Annotated in this window: 17 protein-coding genes; 16 read left to right on the forward strand and 1 reads right to left on the reverse strand. The window is 59.3% G+C overall.

What is annotated here, in order from left to right; genetic code table 11:
* Positions 1-154: 154 nt before the first annotated feature.
* The 10 genes from EQV96_RS11325 (at position 155) to EQV96_RS11370 (ending at position 9,070) form a co-directional block, all read left to right on the forward strand.
* A complete protein-coding gene (locus EQV96_RS11325; protein WP_095001409.1) occupies positions 155-1,084 on the forward strand; it encodes a glutamate/aspartate ABC transporter substrate-binding protein in 930 nt (309 codons plus the stop codon).
* Between the two features lie 202 nt (positions 1,085-1,286).
* A complete protein-coding gene (locus tag EQV96_RS11330; protein WP_016779683.1) occupies positions 1,287-2,033 on the forward strand; it encodes an amino acid ABC transporter permease in 747 nt (248 codons plus the stop codon).
* On the forward strand, positions 2,033-2,707 hold the full coding sequence (locus EQV96_RS11335) for an ABC transporter permease subunit (protein WP_019823564.1): 675 nt from the start codon (positions 2,033-2,035) through the stop codon (positions 2,705-2,707). The genes EQV96_RS11330 and EQV96_RS11335 overlap by 1 nt, the downstream gene beginning before the upstream one ends.
* Complete coding sequence (locus EQV96_RS11340) at positions 2,704-3,438, forward strand: amino acid ABC transporter ATP-binding protein (RefSeq protein ID WP_016779681.1); 735 nt, start codon at positions 2,704-2,706, stop codon at positions 3,436-3,438. The genes EQV96_RS11335 and EQV96_RS11340 overlap by 4 nt, the downstream gene beginning before the upstream one ends.
* A gap of 168 nt (positions 3,439-3,606) precedes the next feature.
* The gene (locus tag EQV96_RS11345) at positions 3,607-5,511 is read left to right on the forward strand and encodes an ATP-binding protein (protein ID WP_095001410.1); all 1,905 of its coding nucleotides are present in this window, start codon (positions 3,607-3,609) and stop codon (positions 5,509-5,511) included.
* The gene (locus tag EQV96_RS11350) at positions 5,508-6,833 is read left to right on the forward strand and encodes a sigma-54 dependent transcriptional regulator (RefSeq protein WP_095001411.1); all 1,326 of its coding nucleotides are present in this window, start codon (positions 5,508-5,510) and stop codon (positions 6,831-6,833) included. Before EQV96_RS11345 ends, EQV96_RS11350 begins: the two co-directional genes overlap by 4 nt.
* A gap of 8 nt (positions 6,834-6,841) precedes the next feature.
* Complete coding sequence (locus tag EQV96_RS11355; RefSeq protein WP_169844883.1) at positions 6,842-7,168, forward strand: GlpM family protein; 327 nt, start codon at positions 6,842-6,844, stop codon at positions 7,166-7,168.
* Positions 7,169-7,347: 179 nt separating this feature from the next.
* Positions 7,348-8,274 (forward strand): arginase, encoded by a 927-nt coding sequence (locus EQV96_RS11360; protein ID WP_240882033.1) that lies wholly within the window; start codon positions 7,348-7,350, stop codon positions 8,272-8,274.
* Positions 8,265-8,639, forward strand: coding sequence for an EamA family transporter (locus tag EQV96_RS11365; protein ID WP_095001413.1), 375 nt, complete (start codon positions 8,265-8,267; stop codon positions 8,637-8,639). Before EQV96_RS11360 ends, EQV96_RS11365 begins: the two co-directional genes overlap by 10 nt.
* 11 nt (positions 8,640-8,650) lie before the next feature.
* On the forward strand, positions 8,651-9,070 hold the full coding sequence (locus EQV96_RS11370) for a transporter (RefSeq protein ID WP_095001414.1): 420 nt from the start codon (positions 8,651-8,653) through the stop codon (positions 9,068-9,070).
* Between the two features lie 62 nt (positions 9,071-9,132).
* Here EQV96_RS11370 and EQV96_RS11375 read toward each other — a convergent pair whose 3' ends face one another.
* Positions 9,133-9,897, reverse strand: coding sequence for a MipA/OmpV family protein (locus EQV96_RS11375; RefSeq protein ID WP_240882035.1), 765 nt, complete (start codon positions 9,895-9,897; stop codon positions 9,133-9,135).
* Between the two features lie 228 nt (positions 9,898-10,125).
* On the opposite strand from EQV96_RS11375, the gene EQV96_RS11380 reads away from it, so the two are divergent.
* From EQV96_RS11380 to EQV96_RS11405, 6 genes are read left to right on the forward strand one after another with little or no spacing between them, the layout of a single operon-like run.
* Positions 10,126-10,821 carry an MtnX-like HAD-IB family phosphatase gene (locus EQV96_RS11380; RefSeq protein ID WP_095031948.1) on the forward strand — a complete coding sequence of 232 codons (696 nt, stop codon included), beginning with the start codon at positions 10,126-10,128 and terminating at the stop codon, positions 10,819-10,821.
* A complete protein-coding gene (locus tag EQV96_RS11385; RefSeq protein ID WP_095001417.1) occupies positions 10,814-12,208 on the forward strand; it encodes an aminotransferase class III-fold pyridoxal phosphate-dependent enzyme in 1,395 nt (464 codons plus the stop codon). The genes EQV96_RS11380 and EQV96_RS11385 overlap by 8 nt, the downstream gene beginning before the upstream one ends.
* Positions 12,205-13,071, forward strand: coding sequence for an alpha/beta fold hydrolase (locus tag EQV96_RS11390; RefSeq protein ID WP_240882037.1), 867 nt, complete (start codon positions 12,205-12,207; stop codon positions 13,069-13,071). Before EQV96_RS11385 ends, EQV96_RS11390 begins: the two co-directional genes overlap by 4 nt.
* A 15-nt stretch (positions 13,072-13,086) precedes the next feature.
* Positions 13,087-14,211: a GNAT family N-acetyltransferase gene (locus EQV96_RS11395; RefSeq protein WP_095019470.1), complete on the forward strand. Its 1,125-nt coding sequence runs from the start codon at positions 13,087-13,089 to the stop codon at positions 14,209-14,211.
* Positions 14,211-15,971: an ATP-binding protein gene (locus EQV96_RS11400; RefSeq protein WP_095001420.1), complete on the forward strand. Its 1,761-nt coding sequence runs from the start codon at positions 14,211-14,213 to the stop codon at positions 15,969-15,971. Before EQV96_RS11395 ends, EQV96_RS11400 begins: the two co-directional genes overlap by 1 nt.
* Positions 15,968-17,359 (forward strand): sigma-54 dependent transcriptional regulator, encoded by a 1,392-nt coding sequence (locus EQV96_RS11405; protein ID WP_095019471.1) that lies wholly within the window; start codon positions 15,968-15,970, stop codon positions 17,357-17,359. The genes EQV96_RS11400 and EQV96_RS11405 overlap by 4 nt, the downstream gene beginning before the upstream one ends.
* The last annotated feature ends 22 nt before the right edge of the window (positions 17,360-17,381 follow it).

Genomic DNA, 17,381 nt, shown 5'->3' on the forward strand with positions numbered 1-17,381 from the left:
CAGCAGGTTAGACTTTAATGCCAGGGCTGGCACGACTCATGCTCTACACTCTAAGCCGAATGCTTAAACAGAGCGTTTAGCCTGTTGAGACGTTCTGAGTAAAAAAGGGCCTGCAAACGGGCTCAATAAAAAAAACAATGTCGAGGAAACATCGATGCGCATCGTTCCGCAACTTTTGGGCGCAGCAATTGCTGCAGCTCTGATTAGCACTCCAGTTTTTGCAGCCGAATTGACCGGCACACTGAAGAAAATCAAAGAATCCGGCACCATCACCCTTGGGCATCGTGACTCCTCCATTCCGTTCTCCTACATCGCGGACGCTTCCGGCAAACCGGTTGGCTACTCCCATGATGTGCAACTGGCTATCGTTGAAGGGCTGAAAAAACAGCTCGACATGCCGGACCTGAAGGTCAAGTACAACCTCGTTACCTCCCAGACCCGTATCCCGCTGGTGCAGAACGGCACCGTTGACGTTGAGTGTGGTTCCACCACCAACAACGTTGAACGCCAACAGCAAGTCGACTTCTCGGTCGGCATCTTCGAAATCGGTACGCGCCTGCTGTCCAAAAAGGACTCGCCTTACAAGGACTTCGCTGACCTGAAAGGCAAAAACGTCGTGACCACTGCTGGTACCACCTCCGAGCGCATCCTCAAGGCGATGAACGCCGACAAGCAGATGGGCATGAACGTGATCTCGGCAAAAGACCACGGCGAAGCCTTCAACATGCTGGAGTCGGGCCGTGCTGTTGCTTTCATGATGGACGACGCCCTGCTGGCCGGTGAAATGGCCAAAGCCAAGAAGCCTACAGACTGGGCCGTGACCGGCACTCCACAGTCTTACGAAATCTACGGCTGCATGCTGCGTAAAGGCGATCCGGAATTCAAAAAGGCCGTGGATGACGCCATCGTTGCCTACTACAAGTCGGGCAAGATCAACGACACCTACAAAACCTGGTTCGAGTCGCCGATTCCACCAAAAGGCCTGAACCTGATGTTCCCGATGAGCGATGAGCTCAAAGCGTTGATTGCCACCCCTACCGACAAGGCAGCAGACGACAAACCGGCTGAAGAAAAGAAATCCTGATTTCAGCCGGCTGAACCCCCCGGGCGCAAGCCATTGCGCCCGGGGGTGTCGACCACCTTTGGACTAAGCTTCTTATTGCATTAGAGAGCACTCGACCCGCCGGTTATCGAGCGGGCTAAGTGTGCCCGGCGACCCTGCCGGGTGAGAACGGATTCCCTGAAGCAAGTGCTTGTTTATAGACCCATCTGAGGGGAGACCCTGCATGAATTACAATTGGGACTGGAGCGTGTTCTTCAAGTCCACCGGCGTAGGCAGCGAGACATATCTCGACTGGTTTATTTCCGGCCTGGGCTGGACCATCGCTATCGCTGTTGTCGCCTGGATTGTCGCGCTGATCCTGGGTTCGCTGCTGGGCGTGATGCGCACCCTGCCGAACCGCTTTATCGCGGGCATTGCCACGGTATACGTAGAAATCTTCCGTAACGTTCCGCTGCTGGTGCAGCTGTTTATCTGGTACTTCCTGGTGCCCGATCTACTGCCGCCCAACCTGCAGGAATGGTACAAGCAGGACCTCAACCCGACCACTTCGGCTTATCTGAGCGTTGTCGTGTGTCTGGGCCTGTTTACCGCCGCACGTGTTTGCGAACAGGTACGTACCGGTATCGAAGCCCTGCCACGGGGCCAGGAAGCAGCGGCCCGCGCCATGGGTTTCAGCATGGCGCAGATCTACTGGAACGTGCTGCTGCCACAGGCCTACCGAATCATCATTCCACCGCTCACCTCCGAATTCCTCAACGTGTTCAAGAACTCGTCCGTGGCCTCGCTGATCGGTTTGATGGAACTGCTGGCACAAACCAAACAGACGGCCGAGTTTTCCGCCAACCTGTTTGAAGCCTTCACCCTGGCCACGTTGATCTACTTCACCCTGAACATGAGCCTGATGCTGTTGATGCGCCTGATCGAGAAAAAAGTAGCCGTACCCGGTCTCATGTCTCTGGGGGGCAAATAATGGACTTCTTCGATTTCAGCGGGATTGTCCCCGCCCTGCCGGGCCTGTGGAACGGCATGATCATGACCCTCAAGCTGATGGTCATGGGCGTTGTCGGTGGTGTGGCCCTGGGCACCGTGCTGGCCCTGATGCGTTTATCGTCAAGCAAGTGGATGGCCAATCTGGCCGGCGCTTACGTGAACTACTTCCGCTCCATCCCGCTGCTGCTGGTGATTACCTGGTTCTACCTGGCGGTGCCGTTCGTGCTGCGCTGGATCACCGGCAAGGACACCCCGATCGGGGCGTTCGAGTCGTGCCTGGTAGCCTTCGTCATGTTCGAAGCAGCCTACTTCTGCGAAATCGTGCGAGCAGGCGTGCAGGCCATCCCCAAGGGGCAAATGGGTGCAGCCAAGGCCCTGGGCATGAGCTACGGCCAGGCCATGCGCCTGATCATCCTGCCCCAGGCCTTTCGTAAAATGACCCCGCTGCTGCTGCAACAGAGCATTATCCTGTTCCAGGACACCTCTCTGGTCTACACGGTTGGCCTGGTGGATTTCCTCAATGCCTCGCGTTCCAGTGGCGACATCATCGGCCGCTCCAATGAGTTCCTGATCTTCGCCGGTCTGGTGTATTTCATCATCAGCTTTTCCGCCTCGCTGCTGGTCAAGCGTCTGCAAAAAAGGTTTGCCGTATGATCTCGATCAAGAACATCAACAAGTGGTACGGGGACTTCCAGGTACTGACCGATTGCAGTACTGAAGTCAAAAAAGGCGAAGTGGTCGTTGTCTGTGGCCCGTCGGGCTCGGGCAAGTCGACCCTGATCAAGTGCGTCAACGCCCTTGAACCGTTCCAGAAAGGCGACATCGTGGTTGACGGCACCTCCATTGCCGACCCGAAGACCAACCTGCCGAAGCTGCGTTCGCGGGTTGGCATGGTGTTCCAGCACTTCGAACTGTTCCCGCACATGACCATCACCGAAAACCTGACCATTGCCCAGGTCAAGGTATTGGGCCGCAGCAAGGCTGAAGCCACCAAAAAAGGCCTTGAGCTTCTGGAACGCGTCGGCCTGTCGGCCCATGCCCACAAGCACCCCGGCCAGCTTTCCGGCGGGCAACAACAACGTGTGGCGATTGCCCGCGCCCTGGCCATGGACCCGATCGTCATGCTGTTTGATGAACCGACCTCGGCCCTTGACCCGGAAATGGTCAACGAAGTGCTCGATGTCATGGTGCAGTTGGCCAACGAAGGCATGACCATGATGTGCGTGACCCACGAAATGGGTTTTGCCCGCAAGGTCGCCAACCGGGTGATCTTTATGGATCAGGGCAAAATCGTCGAAGACTGTGAGAAAGAAGAGTTTTTCGGTGATGTATCGGCCCGCTCCGAGCGTGCCCAGCACTTCCTCGCCAAGATCCTGCAGCACTAAACACCCGTTCAGCTCCCACCGGCTTGGGTGGGAGCGGGCTTGCTCGCGATGGCAGCGATCCTGGTTAACTGATGAACCGCGCCGCTCCCATCGCGAGCAAGCCCGCTCCCACAGTGGATCTACGTGAACGGTCAACCACTGCACAGTGGTTGACCCAAGGCATCTGTGATGAAATGCGACCCCACTCTTTATCGCGGTGCTCCGCCCTCACTTGCCGTGAAACCTCGCCTGCTCCGTCATTTCCTGCTGCCTCTGCTGATCATCCTGTTGACGATCGGCCTGGGCTACGCGGGCTATCGCATCAGTGAACACTTCGGTATTCGTACCCTGAGCGAAACCGGCGAACGCCAACTGGAACTGCATGCCCGTACCGTCGAAAGTGAGCTGGGCAAATACACTTACCTGCCCAGCCTGCTGGAGCTGGAGTCCAGCGTTTCGCGATTGCTCGCCGACCCCTCCGTGCAGAACCGGGTCACCGTCAATCAATACCTCGAAGGCCTGAACCGCCGCAGCCGCAGCCGGGCCATCTATGTGCTCGACACCACCGGCCGCGTGATGGCTACCAGCAACTGGCGGGATACCGACAGTTATCTGGGCGAGGACCTGTCATTTCGCGCCTACTTTCAGGATGCCGTACGCGGCCAGCCCGGCCGCTTCTACGGCATTGGCAGTACCTCGGGTGAACCCGGCTACTACCTCGCCCACGGCCTGGAAGAGCAGGGCAAGATCATTGGCGTGGCCGTGATCAAAGTCCGCCTCGAAGCCCTTGAGGAGCGCTGGCAACGCGCCCGCCTCGAAGCCTACGTCAGCGACGAGAACGGCATTATCATCCTGTCCAGCGACCCTACCCGGCGGCTCAAGTCCATCCACCCGCTCAGTGCCGACACCAAGGAGCGCCTGGCCCGCAGCCTGCAGTACTACTGGTGGCCGCTTAACGAGCTGGAACCGCTGGAGCGGGAAAACCTCGCCGAAGGCGTAGAAAAAGTCACCTTCGCCAGCAGTAACGATGTGGTGACCGACCACCAGGAAGTCAGCTACCTGGCGCAAACCCGCAGGCTTAACGACACCCCCTGGGACATCACCCTGCTCACGCCATTGCAAGACCTGCGCCGTGAAGCGGCGAACCAGGGAATGCTGGTGGCGGTGGCATTTGCCTTGCTGGCCTTTTTGCTGATTGCCTGGAATGAGCGACGCAAAGTGATAGCCACCCGACTGGCTGCACGGGAAGCCCTGCAAGAGGCCAACAACCAGCTGGAGCGCAAGATCACCGAGCGCACCACCCACCTGCGGGCCAGCAACGAACGGCTCAAAGGCCAGATACGCGAGCGGCGCCAGGCCGAAGACACCCTGCGCCGCGCCCAGGATGAACTGGTACAGGCGGGCAAGCTGGCGGCCATCGGGCAGATGTCCACCAGCATCGCCCATGAACTGAACCAGCCGCTGGCGGCCTTGCGCACGCTGTCGGGCAATACCGTGCGTTTTCTTGAACGCGGTGATCTCAAGGTCGCCGCGGACAACCTCGGCACCATCAACAATCTGGTCGACCGAATGGGCCGCATCACCGCTAACCTGCGCTCCTTCGCCCGCCGCGGTGACGATCATGGCCAGGCCTGCCTGGGCAAGGCCGTTGACGCCGCCCTGCAACTGCTCGCCAGCCGCATGGAAGAATCAGGGGTGCAACTGCATCGAGACTTCACGGAGGTGGCGCTCAAGATTGATCAAACCCGACTTGAGCAAATTCTGGTCAACCTGATTGGCAATGCGCTGGACGCCATGCAAGGTCAGGCGACACAACCGCAACTGTGGCTGACGGGCGAGCCCAACGACGCCAAATACCGTCTGTGCGTGCGCGATAACGGTCCCGGGATCGAGCCAGAAGCACGCAAACATCTCTTTGAACCTTTCTTCACCACCAAACCCGGCGAACAGGGTCTAGGCCTTGGCCTGACCCTGTCGGCCAGCCTGGCCGCTGCTGCCGGCGGCAGCCTCAGTGTCGAGTTCCCGGTCACCGGTGGTGTCGCATTTGTCCTTCTTTTGCCGCTGGTACAACCTGCTAAGGCCGACACGCCATGAATAACGACCTGACGGTCCTGATTGTTGAAGACGATCCCCATGTTCTGCTCGGCTGCCAGCAGGCGCTGGCGCTCGAAGATATTCGCAGCGAAGGCGTCAGCAGTGCCGAACAGGCGCTGGCGCTGGTAGGCGACAACTTCCCGGGTATCGTCATCAGTGATATCCGCCTGCCCGGAATGGATGGTCTTGAACTGCTCAAGCACCTCAAGGCCCGCGACCGCACCCTGCCGGTGGTATTGATTACCGGGCATGGCGATATTTCCATGGCCGTGGGCGCCATGCGTGACGGTGCCTATGACTTTATGGAGAAACCCTTCTCCCCCGAACGCCTGGTTGATGTGGCCCGTCGTGCGCTGGAGCAGCGCAGCCTGGCGCGGGAAGTCTGGTCGTTGCGCCGTCAGCTTGCCGAGCGTGATTCACTTGAAGGACGCATCATCGGCCGCTCGCCGGCCATGCAGCAGTTGCGCGAACTGATAGCCAACGTCGCCGATACTTCAGCCAACGTGCTGATTGAAGGTGAAACCGGTACCGGCAAGGAGCTGGTCGCCCGCTGCCTGCACGACTTCAGCCGCCGCCAGCCCCAGCAGTTTGTCGCCCTCAACTGCGGTGGTCTGCCGGAAAACCTGTTTGAAAGCGAAATTTTCGGCCACGAAGCCAACGCCTTTACCGGGGCAGGCAAACGTCGCATCGGCAAAATCGAACACGCCCATGGCGGCACGCTGTTTCTCGACGAAGTGGAAAGCATGCCGCTCAACCTGCAGATCAAACTGCTGCGGGTTTTGCAGGAGCGCACTCTGGAGCGCCTGGGCTCCAACCAGAGCATCGATGTGGACTGCCGGGTTATCGCGGCGACCAAATCCGACCTCGACCAACTGAGCAAGGCCAGCCAGTTTCGCAGCGACCTGTACTACCGCCTGAACGTGGTCACACTTGAGCTGCCTCCTTTGCGCGAACGCCGCGAAGACATCCTGCAATTGTTTGAATACTTCCTGCAGCAATCATCACTGCGTTTCGACCGTGCGGCCCCGGAGCTGGATAACCAGACCCTGTCCAGCCTGATGAGCCATGACTGGCCGGGCAATGTGCGGGAACTGCGCAACGTGGCCGAACGTTTTGCCCTGGGCCTGCCGGCGTTCAAAAAGCCGGGGAGCAATGCAGCACAGGGGCTGGGGTTTTCCGAGGCGGTGGAAGCGTTCGAACGCAACCTGCTCAACGATGCCCTGCAACGCAGCGGCGGCAACCTGACCCAGGCCAGCCAGGAACTGGGCATGGCCAAGACCACCCTCTTTGATAAAGTCAAAAAATACGGGCTCGCGCACTGATGGATCTGATTCTCAAAGCTGCACTGGGCGCTGGAGTGGTGATCATTCTGGCCATGCTGGCCAAAACCAAAAACTACTACATCGCAGGGCTTGTGCCGCTGTTTCCAACATTTGCCCTTATCGCCCACTACATCGTCGGCAAAGGCCGCTCGGTGGACGACCTGAAAACCACCATTGTGTTCGGCATGTGGTCGATCATTCCTTACTTCGTGTACCTCGCTGCCCTGTACGTGCTGGTCGATCGCATGCGCCTTGAAGCCTCGCTGGCGCTGGCCGCCGTAGCCTGGCTGATGGCCGCGACCGTGTTGGTCAGCGTTTGGGTACGCCTGCACTGAAACGATGGGAGCGGGCTTGCTCGCAATACACATGACGCGGTTTGCCAGATAAACAGCAGTGACAACCTCGCTGGCAACCCCGGCCCCCACTGGCCAAGTTGTTTGGCCCGCCCCTTGCATTTACCCCATAAAGCCCGCCCTGCCTGGATCGGCGGCGATGACATGGGGTAAATCACACTTTGAATATTCTCGATCTTGATCACAGCCTGACCTCACAAGCACCGATTAAGCAACGTCTGACCGACGGTCGTGCCACACGCATGGACTTGCTGGAACTGGGGCCGCAACTGCGTCTGTGGTCCACCGAACGCAATTACCGGCGCTTCGCTGAACGCCTGCAACAACGGCCGAAACGCTCCACGCAGCGGCCAGAAATCTTTTTTATAGGCTCCGGCGACTATCACCACCTGACCCCGGCCTTGCTCGCGGACTTGCCCGAACCGATCACCCTGATCCACTTCGACAACCATCCTGACTGGGTACGCTTTGCCCCCCGCCGCCATTGCGGTTCGTGGGTCAACCGCGCCTTGAAGCTGCCGAACATCAAACGCATAGTCACCCTCGGCCCCTGCAGTGACGACCTGCAAAACCCGCAGTTCAAGGGCGCAAATCTCGGAGCCCTGTGCCGTGGCGATTTGCAACTATTCCCCTGGCAGCATGCCCCCACCAAGGTCTGGGGCCGAATCGGCGACGGCGCAGGGCACGAGCAGCACGAGAACCTGTTGCACTGGCGCAACCTCGCCGATCAGGACTGGCCGACCTTTCTCGACGAGTTGATCCGCAGTCTGCCTACCGAAGCGATCTGGATAACCGTGGACAAAGACGTACTCGCCAGCGAAGACGCCGCCACCAACTGGGATCAGGGCGGTATGCGCCTGACCCACTTGCTTCACGCCCTTCGTGCTCTGGCCACCAGCAAGCGGGTATTGGGTATTGATGTTTGCGGTGAGTTTGCCAAGGCTGCGCACCGCAATGTGCTCAAACGCTGGGAGGCCCGATCGGACCAGCCAGCACCTGGGCGCTGGAGTGAAAGCGATCTGCTGCGCAACTCAACCACCAATGAAGCGCTGATCCATTTATTCGAGGAACTGTTCCCATGTCCTTGATCGTAATTGCGCTGGTGGCGTTTTCCATTGTGCTCGATGTTATCGGCCAGCTGTGTTTCAAAATCGGCCTGGACCGCTTGCCGGAACTGGAGGGTGGTTTTCGCCTGAATGCCTTCTGGGGTCAGGTATTTAGTGCACCGATGCTGTGGGCTGGGGTCGGCGCTTACGTGATTGAGTTCTTCGTCTGGCTGGAGGCCCTGTCCAGGGCACCCTTGAGCTTGCTATTCCCGGCCGCTGCGCTGGCGTATTGCGGTGTGGTATTCGCCGGCAAGGTGTTCCTGGGCGAACACGTCAGCCGTCGGCGCTGGATGGGCACTCTGGTTATTACCCTTGGAGTGATGCTGGTCTGCATCACCGCAGCTTGAGGAGTTGAGCAATGGCAAACACTGACGGGTTAAAAGCCCCGGATAACGGCTGGCTGCACGGGCGTTTGGGCACGATTGTGCTGTGGGCCTTGTTGATTGCCCTCGAGAGCGCAGGGCAAATAGCCACCAAAATCGGTGGCGATCAATTGGGACAGATGGACTTCACCCTGCAGTGGCTCCAGGCCGTGCTGCTCAACCCGGGAGTATGGGTGGCCATTGCCTGTTATTTCGGCGCGTTTTTTGTCTGGATGCTGATATTGCGCCGCAGCAGCCTGTCGCTGGCGTTTCCCTTGAGTTCACTGGTATTTGTCGGGGTGCTGATGGGCTCCTGGCTGGGCCTTGGCGAGCAAATCAGCGCACTGCACTGGGCAGGCGTGGCGGTGATTGTCGGCGGGATTGCGCTGCTGGCCGATGGTGAACCGGAACATTGAGTCACAGCCTGCTTTCCCTTAGCCCAACCCTCTCTTTCCGGGAGAGGGTTGGGAGGGCCGCTTCAGAATTTGTAACTGACCGCCGTCTGCACTGCGCCCTGATTCACATTGCCCTGCTCGCGTACGATGCTGCTGTCCGCCGCCGCCCTCAGCAGGCGTGTCCAGCTGGCACTGGTCACCAGCGACCAGTTCGCGGTCAGCGGAAACTCGAAATTCTGGGTCAAGGTAACATTCTGGAGGCCGCCACTGGCCTTGTACGCGGAAATCCCTGACGCCTGCGCCTCGCTGTCACTTACGCCAAAAAAGGTCGACATCTGCCGACCATCAGCAAAGTGCACCGCCAACTGGCTGCTGCCGATAATCCCCAGCCCCAGCGGGTAACCCAACTCGCCCCCGACCTGACCCAGCACCCCGCCTTGACCGCCTGCACCACCCACCGCCTGCCCGAGCTGTGCGTAGACACGCCAGAAGTCAGCCGGGCTGTACTGCACAAAGCCGCCGAACATGGCCATGTCTGAAACATCGCGCAGGCCCCGCAGCGAACCATTGGCATTGCGCCCCGGCACATAATTGAGCAAGGGCCCGGCGCTCCAGCCGTTGGCCTTGAAAGCACTCCAGGTCAGGCCGTCATCGGTATTGAGGCTGACATCGCCCCAGTCCACATCAAAATACGGCAATGGCACTGTCTGGTAGCGGCTGGCGCTTGGATCATACGGCTGATAGCCAATCCCCATGCCCACTTCCCCACTGGGGCCGTCTGCGGCATGGGCAGCCGCGCTGACGCCCAACAAAGTGAGCAGCAAAAAAGCACAGACCGGAGTTTTCATCACGAGGGTTCCATAGAGGTTCTATGCGCGCATCAATCCCTTTTTAGCGCGGCCTGCGCAAGCACTCATGTTGTTTGTAGCAAGCTACAAAAATTGTAGCTTCAAGCCCGACTGCCACCCAAAAACTCGCGCAGAGCCCCAGCCCACGGGGCTTTCAATAGTTGGCACAGTCAATGCTATGTCCTCTGGCAAGCGCAAAAAGCGCGCCTTTTCGACAGGACAATGCAGATGATGCAATGGCATATCGTGTGTGATTTCGACGGGACCATTACCCGTACCGACGTCATCGACAACATTCTTCAACGTTTCGCCGACCCCAGCTGGGAAGCGATCGAAGACCAATGGTTGCAGGGTGACATCGGTTCGCGTGAATGCCTGAGCCGCCAGCTGTCGCTGGTCAAAGCCACGCCTGCCGAGCTGCTGGCCTATTTCGACAGCGTTGAGATTGACCCTGACTTCCCCGACTTCGTCGACCACGTCATCGGTCTTGGCGCCTCCATCGAGGTCGTCAGTGACGGCATCGAACAAGCCATCGCCCGCATTCTGGCCCGTAACTACGTAAGCCTGTTGCCGATCCTGGCCAACCGCCTGCGTCAGGTCGACCAGAACAGCTGGCGCATCGACTTCCCTTATTCCAGCGACGCCTGCCGTGCCGCCTCGGGCAACTGCAAGTGCAAATCCGCCCCCGACGGCAAACGCGTGCTGGTGATTGGCGATGGCCGCTCCGACATGTGCGTGGCCTCTGGCGCCGATTTCGTCTTTGCCAGGGACAGCCTGGCCGACCACTGCGAGCGCAACGGTATCCCGTACGCACGATTTGACTCCTTTGCCGAACTCCCGGCCCTGCTCGCCAAACTGCCGAGCCATGCCGCCAACGCGCCCCACTATTCTCGTGAACAGCAGGAACTCTTCAATCATGTCTGATATTCGAATCGCTACCCCTGAAGACCAGATTCTTCTGGAAAAAGAAGCCAAGTACTGCTCGTACGGCGACACCGTTCACTACATCGAACCACCGCGCATTTTTAGCCGCTGCGAAGGCTCCTACGTGTGGGACACCGAAGACCAGGCCTACCTCGACCTGCAAATGTGGTACTCGGCAGTCAACTTCGGTTATTCCAACCCGCGCCTGAACAACGCCCTCAAGCAACAGATCGACACCCTGCCGCAGATCGCCAGCCAGTATCTGCACAAGGGCAAGATCGAGCTGTCGGAGCGCATTGCAGTCGACGCCAAAAACAAGTTCGGCCTCGACGGTCGTGTGCACTTCAACGTCGGCGGCTCGCAATCCATCGAAGACTCGCTGAAGGTGGTGCGTAACGCCAGCAACGGCAAAAGCCTGATGTTCGCCTTCGAGGGCGGTTACCACGGCCGCACCCTGGGCGCCTCATCGATCACCTCGAGCTACCGCTACCGTCGCCGTTACGGCCACTTTGGCGAACGCGCCAACTTCATCCCGTTCCCGTACCACTTCCGCGGGCCAAAAGGCATGACCAAGGAAGAGTACGGCAGCCACTGCGTGCAACAGTTCGCCCGTCTTTTCGAGACCGAATACAACGGCGTGTGGGACCCGAAAGTCGGCCAGAGCGAATATGCCGCGTTCTACGTCGAGCCGATCCAGGGCACCGGCGGCTATGTAATCCCGCCGATGAACTTCTACAGCGAGCTCAAGCACGTACTGGATCAGCACGGCATTCTCATGGTGGTTGACGAAATCCAGATGGGCTTTTGGCGCACTGGCAAGCTGTGGTCGATCGAACACTTCGACGTCAAACCCGACGTCATCGTGTTCGGCAAGGCACTGACCAACGGCCTCAACCCGCTGGGCGGCATCTGGGCCCGTGAAGAGCTGATCAACCCCAAGGTATTCCCGCCGGGCTCGACCCACTCCACCTTCGCCTCCAACCCGCTGGGCACGGCGGTGGGCCTGGAAATGTTCAAGATGACCAGCGAAGTCGACTATGGCGCGATGGTCATGGCCAAGGGCAAGTACTTCCTCGACGGCCTGCAAGATCTGCAAAAACGCTACCCGATCATCGGTGACGTCGATGGCCTGGGCCTGGCCCTGCGCTGCGAAATCTGCGGCCCGGACGGTTTTACCCCGGACAAGGCCACTCTCGACTTCATGGTTGAGGAAGGCATGAAGGGGGATATCGAAATCGACGGCAAACGTCTGGGTCTGATTCTCGACGTGGGCGGCTACTACAAGAACGTTATCACCCTGGCGCCGTCGCTGGAAATCAGCTACGCCGAAATCGATCTGGGCATAGCCCTGCTCGATCGCCTGCTGGCTCGGGCCATGAAACGGTGAACGGGGCAGAGATCGATCTGGGCGAAGGCAACACCGGTTTCGTTCTCGGCACGGGTGAGGTCGGGGTCTTGTTGATCCACGGCCTTACCGGCACCCCGACGGAGTTGCGTCGGGTTGCCCAGGGGCTGGCAAAAGACGGGACGTGCACGGTGTACGTCCCCACCCTGGCCGGGCACTGCGGTGACAACAGCGACCTGCAGGCCACCGGCTGGCTGGACTGGTATGAAGGCGTGCGCAAGACCTTTGCCGGGATCCGCCAGCGCCACCAGCAGGTGTTCGTCGGCGGGCTGTCGATGGGTGCGGTAATGTCGATGTACCTGGCCTCCGAACACCCGGGCCAGGTCGCCGGGCTGTTGATGTACTCCACGACCTTGCGCTATGACGGCTGGAGCATCAACAAGCTGGCCTTTATGACCCCGCTGCTGATGAAGATCCCCTTTGGTGTGCACCTGTGCAGCTTTGAGGAAAAGCCGCCCTACGGTATTAAAAACCAGCGCCTGAGGGCCATTGTCGAGCGCCAGATGAAATCCGGCGAGAGCAGCAATGCCGGGTTGTTGACGATGGAAGGGATCACCGTGCGTGAACTGCACCGGATGAATGCCGTGGTGAAAAAACGCATGCCTTCGATCACCACCAAAGCCCTGGTGCTGCACTCCATTGAAGACGATATCACCAGCCGCTGGAACGCCGATTACGTCGAACGCCATCTGGGCGGGCCGGTGACCAAGGTGCTGCTCGACAACTGCTATCACATGATCACCGTCGACCTGCAATACCGCCGCGTGATCGAACTGAGTGACGCCTTTATCAAGAAAAACAGCCGCACGGCACCGGTCCCTGTCGAGTACCTCAAGCAGGCCTGAGCCCAAGGACGCCCCATGATTACAGCCCAAGTCTTTTCATCCATTCAGGCAATCGACCGTGAAGCCTGGAATGACTGTTTTCCAGATGCCCTGGAGGATTGGGATTACATTATGGCCGTCGAAAAAGCCGGGATTGAAGGCTTTGCATGGCGTTACCTGACGCTGTTCGAAGGTTCCACCCTGATTGCCGCAGCGACTGCGTTCACCACGTGCTATCGCCTCGACACCACGGTCCAGGGCATCGGCAAACGCTTTACCGAAAAACTCAATCGCGCACTCCCGGGGTTGGTGCAGCTAAAGCTTTACGCCATCGGCTCACCGGTGACCGAACAATGCAGTGCGGGAACGGCCAGTCATGTACAGGCGGCGCAGCGCCCTGCCCTGCTCGCCCGGCTGCTGACCCTGGCCCAGACCGATGCGGCCCGCCTGGGTATCGGCCTGATTGCCGTCAAGGACGTCCCCAGCCATGACGCTGACTGGGCGCACAGCTGCAAGGCGGCGGACTTTCAGGCCATGCCCGGCTTGCCCAGTGCGACGCTGCCCGTGCCCTTTGGGTCAGTGGACGGCTACCTTGGCTCGCTGGGCAAGTCCACCCGCAAAGACATGCGCCGCAAACTGCGTACACCTGGCCCACGGGTGGAATGGCGCAACGCAATTGACGACGTCTTGCCTGAAATCATGCGCCTGTACGAGGCCAGCCTGGCGCGCAGTGATCTGCAACTGGAGCGCTTACCAGCGACCTATTTCACCGGTATCCTCCAACAACTCGGCGACCGGGCAGTGTGCGTTTTGTACTGGCTCGACGATCAACTGGTGGCGTTCAATCTGGTGTTGATTGACGAACACCGTCTGATCGACAAGTTTTTTGGTCACGACCTTGAGCTCACCCGTGACTACAATCTGTACTTCAGGAGTTGGCTGGTGAATGTCGATTACTGCATACGTCACAATATTGCCCTGTACGAATGCGGTCAGGCCGGCTACGCGAGCAAGATTCGTCTGGGCTGCACCTTTCAAAGCAATACGCTGTTTTTCCGGCATCGCAACTGGCTGATCAATAACGCACTCAAACTGGTCAAACTGTTCATTCGCCCTGACCGCCACGACCCGGCACTGGCGGCTGCGATAAGCGAGTACTAATGCCCACCACGCCCAAAACACCGCGCCAGCCACAACCCTTCAAAGTGTCGCGCTGGACCGTACAGCGCAAACTGGTGCTGGCGTTCTGGCTGGTCAGCGTGATCCCGACCATGATTGCTGCCGAACTGGCAGCGACCACCCTGTCGCAGATTTTCGACAGTAACGTACGGGTCTGGCTGCAGGAGTCGACCAAAATCGTCAAGGACGAGATCAGCGAAATCCTCGCGGACAACGCCCGCGCCGCCAAGCTGCTTCTGCAACACGCCCACCCGCCGTCCTCCAGCAAGGCCATCCGCCATGACCGGCTGACTGCCGATATCGCCGAAGCCATGGGCATAGACGTGGTCGCGCTGATCCGTGACAGCGACCACAAAGTGATTTTCAGTACCGCCAGCGACACCATTGTCGACCAGATCAGCCTGAGCCCCAACGCTGTACTGCAAACTATCAATGTCGGCGGTGTGCCAACCGGCACCGTAGTCTCGACCTTTGCCACCAGCCAGGATGGAGTGAACTATCAGCTGCTGGTGGCTACCTATATGGACAGCAGCTTTCTGACCAGCGTGGCCGACGTGCACTCCCTCGACTTGCGTTTGTACCTGTCCAATACGGCAGGCTTTGCCGAGATATTCTCCAGCCAGCGTTTCGAAGACCGCCAGCTGATGGTGCCCGGCGCCATCGAACAAACCCTGCGGGAAACCCGTCAGCCCAGCGAACAATTCACCAGCCGCTACAGCGGCTTGTACTGGCCCATCCTCAACGACACCGGTGAGCTGCAAGGGGTGATCTACAGTGGCCTGCTGCGCCATAGCAGCCTGGTGGGGCTGGTCAACCAGAGCAACCTGTTCGCGTTGATCTTCCTGGTCGGCTCGGTACTGTCGCTGACCGTCGGCTGGCTGGTTTCCGAACGCCTTACCCGGCCGTTGCGCGACCTCTCCGAAGGGGTACGCGCCGTCACTGCCGGGGACTACAACCAACGCGTGGCGGTGTCGGGCAACGACGAACTGGCCGAGCTGAGCAGCACCTTCAACCATATGACCGCACGACTGGGCGAGCTGCATCATCTCGAAGCCCAATTGCGTCGCCGCGACCGCCTGCATGCCCTGGGCGAGGTGGCCATGGGCCTGGCCCACGAAATCCGCAATCCGCTGGGCATTATCAAAACCGCGACCCAACTGTTGCACCGCCGGGCCGATCTGGGTGAAACCGACAAGCGCCATCTGGAGTATGTGGTCAGCGAAGTGACCCGCATCAATGACCTGATCACCGAGTTTCTCGAATTCGCCAAGCCCAGCGCCCCCGTGCGTGCGCCGCAGCTGGCGCGGCCTCTGGTCGAAGACATTCTGGGTTTCTGCAAACCGGAGCTGGAAAGCCACACTATTGATGCCCACATCGACGATCAGGCGCCCGGTGCGACCCTGTACGCCGATGCCGGACAACTCAAACAGGCGTGCCTGAACCTGATCATCAACGCCATCGACGCCATGCCTGAGGGCGGATGCCTGACCGTACGTATTTCCCGCGAAGAGGACTACACAGTAATAGGCATTGCTGATACCGGAGAAGGAATCGCACCCGATATGCTTGAGCGTATTTTCACGCCCTTTGTGACGACCAAAGCCTCAGGCACGGGGCTGGGCCTGGCCAAAGTGTTCTCCATCATGGACAGCCACGACGGACGCATCGAATGCATCAGCGAGAAAGACGTCGGAGCCACCTTCAACCTGTACATTCCGGCCCACGGAGGGGATGAAACATGAGTCATAACGTGCTGGTGGTCGACGATGAGCCCAAACTCTGCGACTTGCTCAGCTCGGCACTGAGCCAGAACCGGATTCAGGTCTTCACTGCCAGCAACGGCCTGCAGGCACTTGAAGTTCTGGAGCAGGAAGATATCGACCTGGTGATCAGCGACTGGCGCATGCCCGGCATGGACGGCCCGCAGTTACTGGCCGAGATCAAACAGCGTTACCCGAACCTGCCAGTGATTGTAATGACCGCCTACAGCACGGTAAAAAACGCCGTACAGTCCATACGTAACGGCGCCTACGATTACATCGCCAAGCCCTTTGATATCGACGAGCTGGATATTACGGTAAGCAAAGCCCTGCAGTTTCGCGACATTTTGCGCGACAACGCGCGCATGCGCGCCGAGCTGGACGAGCACCAGCACATCGACAGCCTGATTGGCGACAGCCCAAGCTTTCGCCGGGTGCTGCAGGCCATCGACTCGGTACGCGAGAGCAACGCCACGATCCTGCTGACTGGCGAAAGCGGTACCGGCAAAGAGATGGTCGCCCGCGCCATCCACAAACACGGCAGCCGCGCCGACAAACCCTTTGTCGCGGTCAACTGTGCGGCGATTCCTGAGGGGCTGCTTGAAAGCGAGATGTTCGGCCACCGCAAAGGCGCGTTTACCGGCGCCGTAGCAGACAGGGTCGGGCGCTTTATGCAGGCCGACAAGGGCACCCTGTTTCTCGATGAAGTGGGCGATATGCCCCTGGCCTTGCAGGCAAAAATCCTGCGGGCGCTGCAAGAACGGGTGATCGAGCCAGTGGGGGATCCGCGAGAGCGCAAGGTGGATGTGCGGGTCATCGCCGCCACCAACAAAAACCTGCTGCAAGCCGTAGCCGACAAGGAGTTTCGCGAAGACTTGTATTACCGCCTGAACGTCTTCCCGATTCCGCTGCCCGCCTTGCGCGAACGCGTTGAAGACATCGCCTCGCTGGCGCGGCACTTTGCCCATAACCTGGGTGCTACCGCAGGCAAACGCATCACCGGTTTCAGCCCCAGCGCCTTGCAGGCGATGGCCCAGTACAGTTGGCCGGGCAATATTCGCGAACTGCAAAACTGCGTGGAGCGCGCCACCATTGTGGCCAATAGCAGCACTATCCAGGACAGTGACCTGCCGCCCTACCTGTTCAGTGCCCAACCCGGCCAGAGCAGTGCCTTGCTTGCCCCCGGACCGAGCGTGCCCCCCGACCTGGAAGCCGCCTTGGCCGAAGTCGAAAAAGCCTACATTCTAAGTGCCCTGCAACAGGCCAATGGCGTACAGGCTGCGGCGGCGCAGTTAATCGGCATATCCGAGCGCAGCTTCTGGTACCGCCTGAAAAAGCTGGATATTCATGTCGATAAAATTGTCAGGTAACACCTCAAAGCCCCTCACCCGG

It is taken from the genome of Pseudomonas sp. TMW22080, assembly GCF_022496745.1.
In the GTDB taxonomy this organism is placed as follows: domain Bacteria; phylum Pseudomonadota; class Gammaproteobacteria; order Pseudomonadales; family Pseudomonadaceae; genus Aquipseudomonas; species Aquipseudomonas bubulae.

Coding starts and splice junctions, on each gene's coding strand:
- EQV96_RS11350 (WP_095001411.1), top strand. CDS start 5,508: ATGAATAACGACCTGACGGTCCTGATTGTTGAAGACGATCCCCATGTT.
- EQV96_RS11405 (WP_095019471.1), top strand. CDS start 15,968: ATGAGTCATAACGTGCTGGTGGTCGACGATGAGCCCAAACTCTGCGAC.
- EQV96_RS11340 (WP_016779681.1), top strand. CDS start 2,704: ATGATCTCGATCAAGAACATCAACAAGTGGTACGGGGACTTCCAGGTA.
- EQV96_RS11395 (WP_095019470.1), top strand. CDS start 13,087: ATGATTACAGCCCAAGTCTTTTCATCCATTCAGGCAATCGACCGTGAA.
- EQV96_RS11400 (WP_095001420.1), top strand. CDS start 14,211: ATGCCCACCACGCCCAAAACACCGCGCCAGCCACAACCCTTCAAAGTG.
- EQV96_RS11345 (WP_095001410.1), top strand. CDS start 3,607: ATGAAATGCGACCCCACTCTTTATCGCGGTGCTCCGCCCTCACTTGCC.
- EQV96_RS11365 (WP_095001413.1), top strand. CDS start 8,265: ATGTCCTTGATCGTAATTGCGCTGGTGGCGTTTTCCATTGTGCTCGAT.
- EQV96_RS11335 (WP_019823564.1), top strand. CDS start 2,033: ATGGACTTCTTCGATTTCAGCGGGATTGTCCCCGCCCTGCCGGGCCTG.
- EQV96_RS11385 (WP_095001417.1), top strand. CDS start 10,814: ATGTCTGATATTCGAATCGCTACCCCTGAAGACCAGATTCTTCTGGAA.
- EQV96_RS11325 (WP_095001409.1), top strand. CDS start 155: ATGCGCATCGTTCCGCAACTTTTGGGCGCAGCAATTGCTGCAGCTCTG.
- EQV96_RS11380 (WP_095031948.1), top strand. CDS start 10,126: ATGATGCAATGGCATATCGTGTGTGATTTCGACGGGACCATTACCCGT.
- EQV96_RS11375 (WP_240882035.1), bottom strand. CDS start 9,897: ATGAAAACTCCGGTCTGTGCTTTTTTGCTGCTCACTTTGTTGGGCGTC.
- EQV96_RS11370 (WP_095001414.1), top strand. CDS start 8,651: ATGGCAAACACTGACGGGTTAAAAGCCCCGGATAACGGCTGGCTGCAC.
- EQV96_RS11330 (WP_016779683.1), top strand. CDS start 1,287: ATGAATTACAATTGGGACTGGAGCGTGTTCTTCAAGTCCACCGGCGTA.